The 16,136-nt window shown below is 42.1% G+C and carries 13 protein-coding genes and 2 pseudogenes; 3 read left to right on the top strand and 12 right to left on the bottom strand.

Annotated elements, in window-relative coordinates; genetic code table 11:
• Nucleotides 1-20 precede the first annotated feature (20 nt).
• Genes ACTJKA_RS13505 through ACTJKA_RS13490 form a run of 4 tightly spaced genes read right to left on the bottom strand, consistent with a single transcriptional unit; the run spans nucleotide 21 to nucleotide 4,890 of the window.
• A complete protein-coding gene (locus tag ACTJKA_RS13505; RefSeq protein ID WP_440607796.1) occupies nucleotides 21-1,781 on the bottom strand; it encodes a thiamine pyrophosphate-binding protein in 1,761 nt (586 codons plus the stop codon).
• 38 nt (nucleotides 1,782-1,819) lie between these two features.
• On the bottom strand, nucleotides 1,820-2,593 hold the full coding sequence (aroD, locus tag ACTJKA_RS13500; RefSeq protein WP_079920446.1) for a type I 3-dehydroquinate dehydratase: 774 nt from the start codon (nucleotides 2,591-2,593) through the stop codon (nucleotides 1,820-1,822).
• A gap of 9 nt (nucleotides 2,594-2,602) precedes the next feature.
• Nucleotides 2,603-4,036, bottom strand: coding sequence for an aldehyde dehydrogenase family protein (locus ACTJKA_RS13495; RefSeq protein WP_144684511.1), 1,434 nt, complete (start codon nucleotides 4,034-4,036; stop codon nucleotides 2,603-2,605).
• Entirely contained in the window at nucleotides 4,033-4,890 is an 858-nt protein-coding gene (locus ACTJKA_RS13490) for a citryl-CoA lyase (RefSeq protein ID WP_138825024.1), read from the bottom strand. The genes ACTJKA_RS13495 and ACTJKA_RS13490 overlap by 4 nt, the downstream gene beginning before the upstream one ends.
• Nucleotides 4,891-5,195: 305 nt before the next feature.
• On the opposite strand from ACTJKA_RS13490, the pseudogene ACTJKA_RS13485 reads away from it, so the two are divergent.
• Nucleotides 5,196-5,525, top strand: a pseudogene (locus ACTJKA_RS13485) (NucA/NucB deoxyribonuclease domain-containing protein); the annotation flags it as partial.
• A gap of 249 nt (nucleotides 5,526-5,774) precedes the next feature.
• On the opposite strand, the gene ACTJKA_RS13480 reads toward ACTJKA_RS13485, so the two are convergent.
• Nucleotides 5,775-6,887, bottom strand: a complete 1,113-nt coding sequence (locus tag ACTJKA_RS13480) for an aspartate phosphatase (RefSeq protein WP_440607795.1) — start codon at nucleotides 6,885-6,887, stop codon at nucleotides 5,775-5,777.
• A 1,183-nt stretch (nucleotides 6,888-8,070) separates the two neighbouring features.
• On the opposite strand from ACTJKA_RS13480, the gene ACTJKA_RS13475 reads away from it, so the two are divergent.
• Entirely contained in the window at nucleotides 8,071-8,688 is a 618-nt protein-coding gene (locus tag ACTJKA_RS13475; RefSeq protein WP_440607794.1) for a hypothetical protein, read from the top strand.
• A gap of 45 nt (nucleotides 8,689-8,733) precedes the next feature.
• On the opposite strand, the pseudogene ACTJKA_RS13470 reads toward ACTJKA_RS13475, so the two are convergent.
• From ACTJKA_RS13470 to ACTJKA_RS13460, 3 genes and pseudogenes are all read right to left on the bottom strand, one after another.
• A pseudogene (locus tag ACTJKA_RS13470) lies at nucleotides 8,734-9,231 on the bottom strand (transposase); the annotation flags it as partial.
• A gap of 106 nt (nucleotides 9,232-9,337) precedes the next feature.
• Nucleotides 9,338-10,159 carry an ammonia-dependent NAD(+) synthetase gene (nadE, locus tag ACTJKA_RS13465; RefSeq protein ID WP_007498287.1) on the bottom strand — a complete coding sequence of 274 codons (822 nt, stop codon included), beginning with the start codon at nucleotides 10,157-10,159 and terminating at the stop codon, nucleotides 9,338-9,340.
• Between the two features lie 195 nt (nucleotides 10,160-10,354).
• Complete coding sequence (locus ACTJKA_RS13460) at nucleotides 10,355-10,951, bottom strand: DUF1989 domain-containing protein (RefSeq protein ID WP_024718981.1); 597 nt, start codon at nucleotides 10,949-10,951, stop codon at nucleotides 10,355-10,357.
• A gap of 82 nt (nucleotides 10,952-11,033) precedes the next feature.
• On the opposite strand from ACTJKA_RS13460, the gene ACTJKA_RS13455 reads away from it, so the two are divergent.
• Nucleotides 11,034-12,383: an amino acid permease gene (locus ACTJKA_RS13455; RefSeq protein ID WP_046527187.1), complete on the top strand. Its 1,350-nt coding sequence runs from the start codon at nucleotides 11,034-11,036 to the stop codon at nucleotides 12,381-12,383.
• On the opposite strand, the gene ACTJKA_RS13450 is transcribed toward ACTJKA_RS13455, so the two are convergent.
• The 4 genes from ACTJKA_RS13450 to ACTJKA_RS13435 form a co-directional block, all read right to left on the bottom strand.
• On the bottom strand, nucleotides 12,378-13,136 hold the full coding sequence (locus tag ACTJKA_RS13450) for a YqcI/YcgG family protein (RefSeq protein ID WP_035390524.1): 759 nt from the start codon (nucleotides 13,134-13,136) through the stop codon (nucleotides 12,378-12,380). The genes ACTJKA_RS13455 and ACTJKA_RS13450 overlap by 6 nt on opposite strands.
• Before the next feature lie 506 nt (nucleotides 13,137-13,642).
• Nucleotides 13,643-14,026, bottom strand: a complete 384-nt coding sequence (locus ACTJKA_RS13445) for a UPF0715 family protein (protein ID WP_025206705.1) — start codon at nucleotides 14,024-14,026, stop codon at nucleotides 13,643-13,645.
• Nucleotides 14,027-14,145: 119 nt separating this feature from the next.
• On the bottom strand, nucleotides 14,146-14,775 hold the full coding sequence (locus ACTJKA_RS13440; protein ID WP_081114636.1) for a LysE family translocator: 630 nt from the start codon (nucleotides 14,773-14,775) through the stop codon (nucleotides 14,146-14,148).
• A 125-nt stretch (nucleotides 14,776-14,900) separates the two neighbouring features.
• A complete protein-coding gene (locus ACTJKA_RS13435) occupies nucleotides 14,901-16,088 on the bottom strand; it encodes an MFS transporter (RefSeq protein WP_138825014.1) in 1,188 nt (395 codons plus the stop codon).
• Nucleotides 16,089-16,136: the final 48 nt, after the last annotated feature.

The raw sequence follows: 16,136 nt of genomic DNA, 5'->3' as shown, positions 1-16,136 counted from the left end.
TGATTCCTCCCTAGTCATGTTTAGTTCACACTGACATGTGAACGTTTTGTATTTGGTGAATAAATATCATTAATGTTCCAATGTCCATCAGTAGGCACTGGATCATTTTTCATCGCTACATCAATGACACATGGCTCCTGAGAAGCGATTGCTTCAGCCAAAGCTTCTTTGAATTCAGAAGCCGCCGTAATTTTGATCCCCTTCATCCCATAACCTCTTGCAATGGCTGCAAAATCAGGCGAATAGCTTTCTCCATCTTTTCTAAAAACAGTGCCGTAAGTCGTTTCATAGTGTGCCATTTGCAAGCCGGCGATCGTCCCAAACGCACTGTTGTTCATCACAATCCACACGACAGGAATGTTTTCTTCCATGGCTGTTGCGAGAACAGATGGATTTTGACCGAAACCGCCGTCCCCAACAAGTGATACAACGACACGGTCAGGTTGGGCAATCTTTGCTCCAAGTGCAGCAGGAGCGCCAAATCCCATCGTCGCAAAACCACCTGGGGTTAAAATAGTGCCTGGCGTGTATACAGGAAATTGCTGTCCGACCCCATTTTTATTCCAGCCAACATCGGTTGTAATGAAGGCATCAGGTGGCAATACTTCCCGCACTTCCTGCAAAATACGCTGTGGTTTCATTGGGAAAGACTCGTCTTGAATATTCGTCAAATTGCTCTTCTGAAATTCCTCACGATATGCCGCAATGTCCTTTTTCAATTGAGGGCGATCCAGACCTTCTGGCAGCCTTTCTTTCGCCACACGATTAAGTACAGTCAGCGCCTGCTTGAGATCTGCTACTGCTCCAATTTCCACAGGATAATTTCGGCCAATTTCATTCGGATCAATGTCAATATGGATGAGCTTGGTTGATTGGAAATTGAACGTATACTCCGATTCCCACGAACTCGCATCTGCTTCAGCAAAACGGGTGCCTAATGCCAATATATAATCCGCTGCTTTACACTGATCATTGATAAATTTCGTCCCCCAAAACCCTGTCATGCCAAGGGTCATTGGATGATCATCTGGCATCGCCCCTTTCCCCATCAAAGAATGGGCAACAGGGATACTCAAATGATCAGAAAATGCCTTTAACTCTTCTGCTGCATCGGCTAGTAAAATGCCTCCCCCTACATATAAAAGCGGTTTGTCTGCCTGCAGCAATCGATCTATTATCCGATTCGCTGTTTGATCATCAATAGATGGTTTTTCAACGGTGTGTGTATGATGAGCGATTTGTTCAAATAACGACACATCTAAGTCTTTTGAGAACACATCCATCGGAACTGAAATCAGGACTGGCCCAGGGCGGCCGCTTTCAGCTAACTGAAACGCTTTTGATAAAATTTCTGGAAATAATTCTGGAATGTCGACTCGCCATGCTCTTTTCACAAACGGGCGATAAATTTCGTATTGAGAAGCATCGGAATGAAGATTGATTTCTTGGTGTGGGTGCTTTCCGTAGTAATGACTTGGAACATCTCCTGCAATGACAACCATTGGAATGGAATCGAGTGCGGCATTCGCTACGCCTGTTGTCGCATTGGTGAGTCCAGGACCTAAGTGACTGAGCACAACAGCCGTCTGTTTTTTCGCTCGTGCATAACCGTCTGCTGCATGCGCCGCTATCTGTTCATGTCTGACATTCACAAATTGAATACGGCTTTTTTCTAGCGCTGATAAAAAAGCAATATTCGTATGACCGCACAGACCGAAGATATGCTCAACTCCTCTATTTTCTAAATACTGAATGACCTGTGTAGATATATTCTTCTTCATGTTTCTCTCCTCTCACGGTGCAGCTATGAATCTGCTACTCACTGATTCTTTGAAAACACAATCGATAGAACGGTATTCAAATCCTGTATCGCAACTTGTCCAGGTGCCGAGCTTTCTTTCCCTACAGCAAAGGTCATGACAGACCCAAAGAGTCCACCTACCATTCTTGTGAAGGCGCCATATTCCCCCATCGCCATCGAAATAACGGGGATGGACAGATGCTTTTTCGCCTTGCCTGTCGCAGAGAGCAGTGTCAGTGCATCCTCATAGGAATGCGGCATGACGGCGATCTTTGCAATGTCGGCACCGACCGATTCTGCATTGGTGAATAGTTCCACGAGCCGATCCGCCTCCGGGGTACGCTGGAAATCGTGGTACGACACAATCAAGATGACCCCGTTTCTCTTAGCCGCCTGACTGACTTGCTGGATATGCGAGACATCATGCATTAATTCAAAATCAACGGCAGCCACAAGCTGAGTGGCACAAAGCTCGACAAGCAGGGAAACTTTTTCATCCTCTGAGAGTGAGATGCGTTCGCCGCCCTCTTTTTCAGAACGAATGGTGAATAGAAATGGGATGCTATCTGCCTTTTCGATCATCCCTTTCAGGGTGGTGATGACTTGTTCCTTGTCATTGAGGTGATTGAAAAAATCCGCTCGCCACTCTATCACATCAGGCTTCTTCTCAGCTAACACCTCAACTTCAAGAAACAATTCTTCCTTTGTTTGTCCAATGAGCGGCGTACAAATCATTGGCTGACCGCCTGTCTGCGCACTTTTCACCTTTTGCTGAAAGACATTCACGTCCATCTGCCCCCTTTATAGACCATTTGGCAGCACAACCATTTTGGTTTCGGTCATCTCTTCGATGGCGAAACGCGGGCCTTCCCTTCCAATACCGCTTCGTTTAATCCCGCCATATGGCCAGTGATCTAGTCTGAAATTCGATGTCCCATTGATGACTACGCCGCCAGTTTCAAGCTCTTTTGCTGCGTGTAACGCAACATCCAACTGATTCGTAAAGACACCTGCCTGCAAACCATATCGACTATCGTTTGCTTCTTTGATTGCCTCATCCAGCTCCTCATATGGGAGAATGCTGACAACTGGACCGAACACTTCTTCACAGACGACCTTGGCTTGTTTTGGCGGGTTTAGCAAAATAGCCGGTGTGATGCTTGCGCCATTTCGTTGTCCTCCAGATAGAAGCTCGGCACCCATTTTCTCTGCCTCTTGTATCCATGCCTCCACACGTTTTGCTGCCTGTACATCAACCATACAGCCGATATCACTTTCATTAGACAGCGGATCTCCAACGACGAGCTGTTCTACTTTTTGTTTAAGTGTCTCAGTAAATGTCGACAAAATTTGCTTGTGGACATAAATTCTTTGAACAGAAATACAGCTTTGACCAGAGTTGCTAAAGCCAGTTTTGGCACAAAGAGAGGCGGCTTGCTCGATATCTGCATCATGATGAACAATCGTCGCTCCATTTCCTCCGAGTTCCAGCAGTACCTTTTTTAATCCAGCCGAGTTTGAAATATGTTCTCCGCCCACCGCACCGCCAGTAAAAGAAACAAGATTGGTTCTTTCATCCGTGACTAACTGTCTGCCGGCGTCTACTCCTCCAATCACAAGCTGCAGGCTCTTTTCAGGAAACCCTGCTTCAAGCAGGAGCTTAACAAACGCTGTGGCAACAGCCGATGTTTGCGGTGCTGGTTTTAAAATAATCGCATTCCCTGCCGCAAAAGCTGGACCGATTTTGTGACAAATTAAGTTGAGAGGCGCATTAAAAGGCGTAATCGCCAGCACTACCCCAACCGGCACTTTAAATGTCATCGCCATTGCTCTCTGCCCACGGGAAGATACATTGCCAGGAATGGTCTCACCGATTAGTCGATTGGCTTCTTCGGCTGACTGCGCCAACGTTTCAATTGATCGTGAGACTTCATCTCTTGTATTTTTAAGCGGTTTGCCTAATTCTAAAGAAATGAGTTTTGAAAAATGCTCTTTTTGTTCTTCCAATAAGGCGGCTGCCTTTGTTAGAAGCGTTGAGCGTTCTAATGCTGATATTGCCGCTAATTGTTTTTTAGCTTGCTGCGCAATAGAAAGCGCCTGTTCTATATCTTCTGAGGAGGCAAGATAGGATGTACCGATCATTTCCCCAGAGTATGGATTGATAATGTCTTCTTTGACATGGTTTGCATCCAGCCATTTGCCGTTTATATATGACAACGCTTTCAATTCACTCAAATTCTCTCACCCTCCTTCAAGTGACGCGTCCCGACCCCCGCATAACGAACAAGTCTTTCTTCATTCGGACAAGGACCTTTCACTAGGGCACCTTTTGTCAGCTCTTCATATGCATGCGCCACGATGCCCATTCCTCTCGATAAGGAAAAGATGCCTTTTGCCGCTTCTGCTGGAATGTTTAATTCACATTGGATCGCAGCAGATACACCATCTATGTTCATCGTGATTTTTTTCCCTTTTAATTGTTCTAGTTCATGTCTAATCGCCTCAGCTAACCGTAAGTATGTTCCGCTGATATCACCTTGCTGCACATATGTTTGACTCAGCTCATACAGCCGTCTCACTCTCGGATCATCATCATGCAGCTGATGACCGATTCCCGGAATTTTTTCCTTGCGGTCTAACCACGTCTGACATACTTGCTTTGCAGCAGACTTCATATCTTTTTGTGCATCATAAACCGCTTTGGCTTCGTATAACATACGCATCGCCTTTTCTCCGGCTCCGCCATGAATATCACCTAATAGATTCACCCCTGTTGCAACAGAAGAATTAAACGAAATGCCGCACGTAACCGCCATTCTTGCCGCTGCAATAGACGGTGCTCTTGGCCCATGATCCGCACCTGCGACAAGAACACTTTCAAAAAGGCCTGCCTTCGAATCATCTAGTAATTCACCAACAAGCAGTAGATACAGCATCTGTGGATACGACAATTCACCAATAAGCTCTTCAATTGGATAGCCCCGAAGTTCAATTGAATTTTTTTGAATATGACTAATCTCAGTCTCCCACCAAGCGCCTCCTTCTTTGTATATTTCCAGTGCACTTCGATTTTTCATTGTGTGAATCATTCCTTTAGCCACTTATTTGGAGATGAACGACTCCTTTTATTCCGTCTAGTGGAATTCAATTTCACTTTTTGGAATGTGTTTTCATTGTAAGCGCATTCGTTTTTATCGTCAATCATTTTTTCTGAAAATACTGTCTTTTGATGAGAAATTAAGTGAATCGAACTAATTATATTTGCTTTTTTCAATCAAAAAATTGATATTTAGTTAAATGGAATTAAGTATATCGTTCTACTAATTTAATGAATTTTTGGTTGTTTTGTCAAACCCACTTCGACATAAAAAAACCTCTCCTTCTTCTGGAGAGGTCTCAGTATGATGTGAAATTGAAGTTTCCGTTTGATAAGTATCCAGAAAGAGCACGAGACATAAAAAATGCTATAAAAAAGGGCGCTTCTGCCGTCTGCACGATTGATAAAGAAGGTGCCGATAAAAATAGAGAAGAATCATTGAAAGACATACCAACAAAAAGGGGATATGATCGAGATGAATTCCCTATGGCTATTTGTGAAGAAGGCGGTGCAGGAGCCGATATAGAATAAATATCTCCTTCAGACAATCGAGGTGCGGGATCTTGGGTGTCCCACCAACTAAATGAATCCGAAGATGGAACGGCCGTACTGTTTGTTGTTGATTAGGGTTATGCAACTTTGAATTAGATCACAGCTTATTCAAAAAATCCCTATCCAATTGGAAGGGATTTTTTCTGAGTGTCTGTTAGTGCATTGGTGTTGTTCCAGAAGAATTTCCAAATAGACAGACCCAAAAGGTCTGCCATTTTTCATGTACCTAATCGAATAGCCAACTCCATAGCAGTCACGGTATGATTCAGATATGAACCACCAACCAACATCATGATCGCAAGACCAGCTAAAACAAAGCTTTTTCTAATGTTCATACAAACAGTCGCCCCTTCGAATTTGTTTTTGAGCGTACACCATTTGCTGATACAAATATACAGATTCCTCCATACGCTCACATTTAGTATAAAATTCTGCGGACTCTAATGCCAGTTCTTCTAAATATGGATAACCCCTAATGTTATCAAATCGTTTCAAAATATCCTTGAGATCATCAAGATTAAGTGGCTTTATATATAGGTTTACAAGAAAATCGTACAAAGATCCGAATAATTGATCAGGGTTTGATTTTAGATAATCTATGCCACGCTGCAAATATTCCTTGGCCAATTCATCGTTACCCAATTTAAAATGGATCAGAGCCTGCTGATAAAGGATTGCTCGTATGTGAGAATGACGTTTCAAATAAATTTTAGCTTCCTCCAAATGATCTAATGCCAACTGATATTTTTCCAAACTAGAATAACAGTGACCCAAGTTCATCAAACTTATACCAATCATTAATTCATCCTTAATCGCATGTGATTTTTCTAATGCTTTGTCTAAATGCGGGAGAGACTTTTCAGAACTGTTAAGATCAATATAATTTCCTGAAACAACAAAACAAGACTGAATTTCTCGGACAAGATAAGTCGGGTGCGCCTTATATGTATCAAGGGCTAGCATGATGTAATACATAGACATTTGAGTTTGCTTCATGTGATAGAAAATCTCTGCCATCTTGAAGTAAAACTCTGCTCTTTCAACTTCATCCGCCACTCGATCCAACCGTTTTTCTGCCTGTCGATAAAAAGTAATCGCAGTAATGTAATCACCTTGCGAAAACTCATACATCCCTTTGAAAAAATTAAAATAGTATTCCAGGATTCCAGTAAGCTTCCGCCCTTGCCCTTCAACTGATCGCAGGTACTCCGCTTTATTTAATTTCCGAGCTCCTAGATTCATGTATTCAAGCATTTGTTCGTGGCGGAATTCCATAAGCTGAAAATAAAGAACAGCTTGCTCATCTTCCTCCATGATGTCTAAATCCCTTCTGATCTCACTCCGAAGCATTTCCGCATCTGTTACATTCAGCCCCTTGATATTCTGATACCATTCATTAATCTTCTGACCGATTTTCGCTGAAGATACAGCTGCCATTCATTCATCCCCCTCAATTTTTGCCGTTTTATGTTAAATCCTAGCACATGAAATACGCCCAAAGTCCATTTTAGTTCCAATTTTGGAAATTTTCTGTATCTCGCAAACAGATTTTCAAACTGATTTCAGTAGCCAAAACGAAAAAACACATTTAAAGCCCTTATAAGCGTTTTTGACACACCACCCCTACTTTTAATACCTAAACAAAAAAGCGATCAGAATCAAATCTGAGCGATCTCAACTGAAATTTTTAAGTAAACCTCTATGTGAGTGTTAAAATCTCTTGATTTCCGTCAAGCGCCTTTCAAGAAGCAGCCTAGCTCTTTCTTTTTCGTTCCTCATTAGCTTTGATTAAAAACAAAACTGAAACACCTAGAATGAGAAATCCTATCTCAAACAGGTTTATTCCTACTTCTATCTTCACATGATTCACCTCCGCAGTGACTGGATTTTATCACAAAAAAATCCGTCAAAATGAAGCACTGAAAAATAAAAAAAATGCTTGCGGACATCGCAAGCAAAATAGGATTTTTCAACAAAAACATAATATTTTTTTTAAAAACAGGCTCTCCAGCCTGTTCATTAGCGATAATTGACAATCTAATTCTTCTCTATTCGAAATTTCTCCTCCCAATTAAAAGAACCATAATTGCGGACACCGCAACTGAAAAATAAAATTCCCACCATATTACCAATTATATAGAAATAAATGGTAGCATTGGAATGTATCAAAGAAAGTGAGTGATTTTTATAAGCCCATGTCTCTTATGACTCTTTATGCAACCATTTTTTAGACTCTCTTATGATCCCCCAAAATAGGAACCTGTACAGAACTACAAGCAAGAAAAAAGTATAAACAAACTCAAAGGGAGAGAATGGTTCATAATCAATTAAGTATGCATTAATAAACACTATTACCAAAGAAAACAATTCCATCAAAGAATCTATAAATCTGTTTTCTTTGAACACGTCACTTGTCTTTTTGAAATTAAAGATGTCTTTAATTTCCCCACTGGAAAGTCCTTTGATTAAAGCTAACCCTATCAAGTACACACCAAAAGACATCTCAAAGGAAAAACTCAACATTTGTGTGATTACACAATAAATCAAAGTAAATAAGAATAAATACATTTTATTACTCTCCTTAACCTCTAAGTATTCCACCCCAATAGAAGGAAATATCATGTATGCGTTACCCAAAAAACAAATAGGAGTGGTACCTATGTTTAAAAAATTTCTAGTAGTGTTATGTGTGCTTACTATTACATTTGTTTTCTCTTCTCCAATGATTAGTCATGCCAGTCAAGGTAATAATGAGAACCCCCCAGTCAGTGTAGCTAAAAAACAATTGGAATTAGCAGAAAAACTATCTAATTTCTTTGAATTAGATGCGGATGGAAATATTCATTTTACAGCTGATAAAGAAACCCTTATGGAAATGGGAATTTCAGAACACGACAGTCTACTAATGACTTCAATGAAATCAGAAGAATTTAGCTTTGAAGAGAATGAGAAAAAAGGTGACATGCAGACATTAGGTTTTGTAGGTTTACACCTCAAATTAGGACCGAAAGTTAGAAGCATGAATGCCATAGTAGCAGGTGGATTTGCAGCCGGATATATCGGTTGGTACACAAGTCGAATTGCTGCTGCTGGACCATGGGGTGCTGGAGCCGCTGCGGCTATTACTGCTGGAACTTCTGGTGCTGTTGCATGGGCAGTTAAAAACAAATATAAGAAAGTTGATGTAGGCGTAAATATTATGTTTGTTAATTTAGCATATACTGTAAAAATACCTTAAAAATTACTGTTAAGCAACAATAAATAAAAAAGGCCTCCCACAGACCTAGCCTAGCTTGGCTAGGTCTGTGGCAATCTTTTTCATGTTCTGGTACGTAGCTGTGAGGAGAACTTGCACACTCACATTCTGTTTTCCCCTCAACCAACAGTAGCGAAGCCCATGCAGTTGTTTTGAATCTGCAAAGCTTCGCTCTATTTTTTCTTTTCTCTTTTTATATTATTTTTTTCCAGAGATAGACAGACGATTTTGTCTAATCTTTTCTTCTTGTTCCTCCCATACATGTCTTGAGATCACTTTTTGATAATTTTTCGATCTTGTACAGCTTTCAAGGAAAGGACAAGAAACGCATTTTTTAGGGTCTGATTTATAGTACCTATAACCTTTTCGGTCAGTTGTCGTATATGATAGCTTTTCACCATTTGGGCATATGTAATGATCATGTTCAAAATGATACTGGAATTTCCTCTTGTTCGATGAAAGCGTCTATGTGCGATGACACCAAAAATGCGGCGATCGGATAAATCCTTTACAGATTGATGTTGTATCTCTATTATAAATTTTGGATATGGAAACTTTAAGGAAAAATTAAAGCTGTCGAGATTTTCTCGACAGCCTGAAACCTCTCCATCTTCTGGAGAGGTCACATATTTTATTTCCACCAGTCATCAAACATAGAAGCTGGTACTTGACGTTTATGTTCTGATTGAACATAGCGTTTTTCAATCGCTTCTGCTGCTTGATCTGAAACTGGTTTTCCTTCTAAGTAATCATCAATTTCATTGTACGTAATACCAAGTTCTGTTTCATCCGTTTGCTGAGGCTTGTCATCCAGCAGATCGGCTGTCGGTTTCTTTAAGTATAATCGCTCCGGCGCCTGAAGGGTCTCAAGCAACAACCGTCCTTGGCGTTTCGTCAGACCTGTGAGCGGAAGAACATCTGCACCGCCATCACCATACTTCGTGAAGAACCCAGTCACAGCTTCAGCTGCATGATCCGTTCCAATGACAAGTAAGCCTTCCTGTCCACCGACGGCATACTGTGCGATCATTCTCATGCGTGCTTTGACGTTCCCTTTATTAAAATCAGACAGCGCACCGCCTGTTTCCTTTTGGTATTGTTCACTGAATGCCGTCACGGCAGGCGCGATATCATATTTCCAAGACTTGTCCGGCTGAATAAATGATAGAGCCAGCTGCGCATCGTCTTCATCTTGCTGCGTGCCATGCGGAAGACGGACTGCAATAAAGACAGCATCCTCTTTTCCTTCTTGACGAAGCTCACTTACAGCGAGCTGAGCGAGACGGCCGGCAAGCGTTGAATCCTGTCCGCCGCTAATACCGAGAACGAATCCTTTTGCACCGGTCTTTTTCAAGTAAGCCTTTAGAAATCCAACCCGTTTTTCGATCTCCTGCTTTGGGTCAATTGAGGGCTGCACATGCAACTCTTGGCTGATTTTTTTCTGCAAACTCATACACTTTTCCTCCTAAGCATCCTCTACATGAAGAGAACAGGTTTTACTTCCATTTCAATTGATTTACCTACGATTTAAGCCACTTTATTATATCATGTTTTGAAAAAAGATATTTTTTAGACGTTCCCCTTTTTCATAAATGATCAAACATTCACAAACGAAATAGACCAAGTCTCTTTGACTGGTCTTTCCTTTTCAATCAATCTCCACCCGGATGGATGTACAGCTTGATCCATTGCATTTTCCAATGTCGGCAGGACAGGCAGACACGGCGACGATGAGGTCCATTTCTGCACGCAGACGAATGTAATCACCAGGGAGCGATTTTGGTAGCTCGACAGACAGTTTTCCTTTCTCATCAATAACTGTATTCATAAACGCATTAAAAGGATAATACATATCCTCCTTTGGAATCCCGAATGGCTCAAAGGCCGTCCTGAGATTATCGTAGCATGTATGCATGACCTCTAGGTGCGTCCTGCCGTATAAGAGCTGATACATTTCTTGCCGGCACGCAGGCATATATAAATCATGACATTCGACTGTATCTTCGATGACCGTAAACATTGGTTTATATAAATTAGAATATAGCTGATCTCCCTTTTTCACCTTGGAAGAGAACAGGCTATCCATTGTAGCGCCTTGATCAAATTTTTCATAAAAATCCTTTTCATGATAGGCCATCACGTCTGCTACTTGCTGCCCTTCGACATCAACCACTCGCATACATTGTCCTTTTCCTAACCGAAAGCCAAATCCATCCTTTGGTAAAATCACGTATTCTCCGTTCATCACATGCACTCCTTTCCATGTTGACAGTATGCCCAAAACGTCCTCTTGATCATGTATAAAAAAAAGAGGCGGTCACAAGCTAATGCTATTGAATCGGAAAGGTGTTGCACACAAATTGAAAGAAGAACAATCTTTATCTTGGTGGCAGCTTTCTCTTATCGGAGTCGGCTGTACAATCGGCACTGGTTTCTTCCTTGGTTCCAGCATCGCCATTACAAAATCCGGTTATTCCGTCTGCATTTCATTTTTGCTTGCGGCAGTCGGCACATATCTCGTCTTTAAACACCTGGCTGCGATGACAGCCGAAAACCCAGATAAAGGATCATTTTGTTCCTATGCCCGAAAAGCCTATGGGCGCTGGGCGGGATTTAGTAATGGCTGGGTGTATTGGTTTTCAGAAATGCTCATCACAGGGAGTCAGCTGACGGCGATTTCTCTTTTTACTCGTCACTGGTTTCCATCCATTCCACTATGGGTGTTTTCAGCGATTTATTCCGCTCTTGCCCTGCTTGTGATTATCATTGGGCTTTCTTCTTTTCAAAAGACGGAAAATGTCCTTGCCGTGCTGAAAACCGGGGCGATCCTATTGTTTGTCGTCCTTGCGGTTCTTGTTTTATGTGGCATTCTCACAGAGCATAGGCCCACCCTCCACCTGCCAAATAAAGACCATGAATGGATGCCGCTCGGCCCGCTCGGTCTATGGAATGGGCTGATTTATGCGTTTTATGCTTTCGGGGGAATTGAAGTCATGGGGCTGATGGCGGTTCATTTAAAAGACCCGAAAGACGCCGCAAAATCTGGACGTGTGATGCTGATCATTCTTGCTGTCATTTATATCGTCTCCATCGGACTTGCGCTTTTGCTTGTGCCAGTGACAGCCTTTAACGAGAATAGCAGTCCATTTATTACATCACTGGAGCCATTTCATTTATCGATTTTCCTTCATATCTTTAATGGCATTTTCATTATTGCCGGGTTTTCCACATTGGTTGCCTCCCTCTATGCGGTCACAACACTGCTTGGCACGATGTCGGAACATCAGGATGCACCTGCTTGTTTTAAACAAAAAGAACCATCTCATGTCAGATGGTCTTCAATTCTTTTAACTGCTGCAGGGTTGATTGTCTCGATTTTGCTGGCACTCTTTTTGTCCAAACACATATATGAGCATCTCACAACAGCAGCCGGCTTAACTCTTTTATACACATGGGTGTTTATTCTGCTTTCAAGCAAAAAGCTGTCAAAGCCATCCACTCGCCAAACGTGCGAAATGGTTCTTGCCCTGATCTTAATCGGTGCCGCCGTTTCAGGCACTCTGACAGAGGCAAGCGGACGACCCGGCTTTTTTATAAGCCTTGGGATCATTGCTGTCATTGGCATCATGGTACTCTTTATGAGAAAAAAGTGGAAACAGGATCAGGCCGCATCATAATTTCATCATGTTTTTTAAAGCAGTAAATGGACATTTGGCGGAGGCTGGTTTCTCCGCCTCATCATCTGAGAGAAAATATTGTTTCCATTCTAAATTTTTCTGATCCCCATACCATTTTAATGCTGGATGTACATCAACTTGATCATACGCCTTCAGCCTCTTCCGAACGAGTTTACTCATTTTTTGACCAAATGTGGTGGAACCGTTCATCTTTTCAAACACCCACCTTGGTTGAAAGGCCCACATCACATAAGGAAAATGACGGCTTTTTCTTAGCTTATGCGCTGGTGTCGCGCATAAAATAAAATAAGGCTCCCCATGAAAACAAAATTCCCATTCATGATTTTCAGGATCTGATGGAATTTCCTCTGGCCATTTCATTTCATCCTTTTGATGTAATTGCTGAACCATCGACCAAAACTGCTCCTCATACTCTTCGAGCGAATACTCCTTCATATCCTGCGGTGTTTCAAAAAAGCAAATGAACGAAGCATATTGACCGGTTTCCCTAGAGCAGCTTTGGTATTCCCTTAAAAGCTCTGCTAATTCATTCACGGCCTCTTCTCCCCGCGGATCACCGACAAACCCATAACGCAAATGATCGAGAAAAAATCCTTGTCTGCCTGGTACACACGGAAATGTATCTGCCTCATCACCGACCATCTCTCCAAACTGTGTGAAGGCATCCTGCTTCCATTCTTCGAGTGATCGTAGATTTTGATCAAGGCAACTTTTTGCATACAGCTGGGCCATTTTCTTCCACCTCGTTTTAGCGTCTTCTCCCATAGCCTATGAGGAGGAAAAAGCTGTGGTGACTGTCCTTCAACGACTTTCACTGGACATTCACAAGGTGGTTGATTTGCCGGATGAGGCAGGAATTCACTTCCATTTATCTAATCATGTATGAGTATGCTTCTGCATATCATCATTTAGCCGCCTCTATCTAATAGAGTTGGTCATTATAAAAGAAATGGGTGAATGACATGCGTCTTCTTTTTCTCCATCCGATGTATCTGATCTTATTTACACTACCAGTGATGGCTTTCCTTTGGGGATTTGTTGGTTATCTGCTATTTAAACGGATATGGCCTGTCCTCATATTAACGTCCGTGATTTCGATGATTTTCATCTTCGCTTATACTGGATTTGACCTTAGCAATCTATATTGGGTCCTTCTGATGACGGCTCTTGCTTTTGTATCAAGCGGATTCTCGAAGGTCATACACGTTCATATTCAAGAGAAAAAACGGGAAAAGCCTTTATGATTGTTTCTTCTTTAAAAAGACGGAATCAAGTAGCCAATAAATAAAGGCCGCGCAAAAGCTAAATAGATAAACTTTGTAGCTAATAAAGACGACAACACCATAATCAATCCATAAAGCAAGCGCCGTACAAACCACCCACGCCCCGATAAAATAAACCAATAAATCACGGCGTCGAAACTTCTCAGGATGACGGTGTAAAACCATTTGGATAGGTGCAGCAAATAGCACATAAGCGATCAAAATGAAAAGACTGGTGACCTCCACATAACTGAATCTGGATTCAGGTGGGACAAACAACATGGTATAAACAAATGTCGCTGTGATCACAGACAACATCAGCATACACACATAGTTGAATGCTGGCAGGAACATACGCATGACAAAAACCCCTTCAATTTTATGTATCTTCCATCATTATTGAAGAGTGTCCTATTTCTGTCAAATATGAAAAAGGGCTAAAATGATTTAGATTTTAGCCCTTTTTCTGATCAACCATTCTATCCAATGAGCGCCATGATTCCTTGATATCCAAAATAGGCACCGAAGCCAAGTAAAGAGAGACCTGCCAGAACGGATAAGCCGTGCAAAATTCGTTCATTTAAATACCGTCTAAACGTACTCGCAAGCAGCGCCATACAGAAATCCCATATGAGCATGCCGATAAAAATAGCCATGCTGTACATCAGCATTTGAGATGCTCCATACTTTTCAATCGTATTGGCCAAAATACTGCCATAGATCCCAAGCCAAAATAAAATACTAAGCGGATTGGAAAGAGAAATAAAAAATCCCGTCATGAACGAATGCCCGATCGACGTGTTTCCTCCATCCTTCTTTGGGCTTTCCTGCAAATTGATTTTACGAAGGCTTTCAATACCGGTATAGGTCAGAACGAAAAAGCCGAACAGCCACAAAAAAGTTTTCACAAGAGGTGCAGTCAAAAGCTGGGCGACACCAAAATAAATGAGGAGCATATAGACAATATCCGCAGCCATAGCCCCCACACCAAAAATCCAAGCGTGCCAAAATCCACTTTTAATTCCTCTGTCGATTTGGGCTGCATTGACTGGCCCAACAGGCGCTGAAAGTGACAACCCTAAAAAGATATAACCAAAAAACACCGCCACATAGACGTCCTCCTTTTGATGCTGACTTGTACATGTTATTCACGCTTTCGTTGTTTTAGTACAAGTCCTTCGTTACCTTTTCTGAAGATAAGCTATACAAAAGGAGGAGCCACCAGATCAGCTGCTTATCGATCGGCTTTCATCGCCGGCGGCTGTGTGGGTATGGTTTCTTTTTTCCGAGATCGATTCATTTGAATGGCAGCCGCAAAAAGGAGAACAGCTAAAAAGGCGAAAACAAAGACGGCGCTTGCCGCACCTGCCCACTCAAGGCTAAACCCAATCAAAAAGGACAAACAAGCTCCACCTAAACTAGCGGCGGCAATAAAATAACTCGTGGCCTCATCGATGGCATTTTCAATCATTAATGCAGAAGCCGTCAAGGCAATGGGGAACATGCCAGCTGCGCACAGACCGATGAAAAAGATCAGAATTAGCTGTGCGGCGATGTGGGTGGCTAGAGCAAATACGGCGAGCAGCACAATCATCAGCGCTGCGCTTAACTTTAAAAAACGCAGCGGATGCAGCTGATCGGCTTTTCTTGCAATGACAGTTCTGCCAATGACGATCGCTGTCCAAAAAGTAGAGACCGCAAAAAGACCCCAGTTGTCTCCCCCTTTTTCTAGCATGATCGACGGTAAAAAGTTCGCAAAGTTCGTTTCAATTCCTGCGTAGAAAAACGCAAAACAGATCATAAGCACCACAATCATTCGATTCCCTCGATCAAACAGCAAAGATGGTTTCTTCATGTCTTGAGAAGGAGCTGCCATCTGTCCTTGAGGGAGTTTATTCATAAAAGTAAGCCACAGCATAAGGAAAAAAGTCAGTGCACCGACTTGAAATAAAAACACATAATGCCACGTTTCCTCTGTCACAGTCAGCAGAATCAATAGAGGAAATAATAATGCACCTAATCCAAAAAAGACCTCCATGATGCTGATTCGCTTTGCACTGTTTGCCATTGAAATGACATACGCCCCGGCCGTCGTCTCAAGACTGCCAGCACCGCTCCCAAGGAAAAAACCTGCCACCACAAGAATCGTCCAACCTGGTACCAAAAGGCCAAGAAGAAGCGCTCCGATCATCAGCAGCAATCCCATCGTCAGAACAGTGCCGTAGCCTTTTTTCCTCACAAGAATGGGCGACAAAAGAACGCCTGTCAAAAAGCCAATAAACTGAAAGAAGATTAAAGAAGATAATTCCCCAGGGCCCTTCTCATAACTAGACAGCAAATAAGGCGTTAAACTGCCAAAAAACACATGAATGGTCCCAATAAAAAAATAAAAGATACAGCCAAAATAAAACACCTTTTTCATCTTTTCACTTCCTCTAAAAAGGAGCGGAGTCATGATATCCTCCGCTCC

The organism is Bacillus sp. 22190, from assembly GCF_052045575.1.
Taxonomy (GTDB): Bacteria; Bacillota; Bacilli; order Bacillales; family Bacillaceae; genus Bacillus; species Bacillus altitudinis.
This window is presented reverse-complemented; position numbering and strand designations above follow the sequence as displayed.

Excerpts from the sequence above, each read along its gene's own strand:
- ACTJKA_RS13480 (WP_440607795.1), bottom strand. The coding sequence starts at position 6,887 with ATGGCAGCTGTATCTTCAGCGAAAATCGGTCAGAAGATTAATGAATGG.
- ACTJKA_RS13455 (WP_046527187.1), top strand. The coding sequence starts at position 11,034 with ATGCTATTGAATCGGAAAGGTGTTGCACACAAATTGAAAGAAGAACAA.
- ACTJKA_RS13490 (WP_138825024.1), bottom strand. The coding sequence starts at position 4,890 with ATGATTCACACAATGAAAAATCGAAGTGCACTGGAAATATACAAAGAA.
- ACTJKA_RS13450 (WP_035390524.1), bottom strand. The coding sequence starts at position 13,136 with ATGGCCCAGCTGTATGCAAAAAGTTGCCTTGATCAAAATCTACGATCA.
- ACTJKA_RS13460 (WP_024718981.1), bottom strand. The coding sequence starts at position 10,951 with ATGAACGGAGAATACGTGATTTTACCAAAGGATGGATTTGGCTTTCGG.
- aroD (WP_079920446.1), bottom strand. The coding sequence starts at position 2,593 with ATGGACGTGAATGTCTTTCAGCAAAAGGTGAAAAGTGCGCAGACAGGC.
- ACTJKA_RS13445 (WP_025206705.1), bottom strand. The coding sequence starts at position 14,026 with ATGCGTATGTTCCTGCCAGCATTCAACTATGTGTGTATGCTGATGTTG.
- nadE (WP_007498287.1), bottom strand. The coding sequence starts at position 10,159 with ATGAGTTTGCAGAAAAAAATCAGCCAAGAGTTGCATGTGCAGCCCTCA.
- ACTJKA_RS13475 (WP_440607794.1), top strand. The coding sequence starts at position 8,071 with ATGTATGCGTTACCCAAAAAACAAATAGGAGTGGTACCTATGTTTAAA.
- ACTJKA_RS13505 (WP_440607796.1), bottom strand. The coding sequence starts at position 1,781 with ATGAAGAAGAATATATCTACACAGGTCATTCAGTATTTAGAAAATAGA.
- ACTJKA_RS13435 (WP_138825014.1), bottom strand. The coding sequence starts at position 16,088 with ATGAAAAAGGTGTTTTATTTTGGCTGTATCTTTTATTTTTTTATTGGG.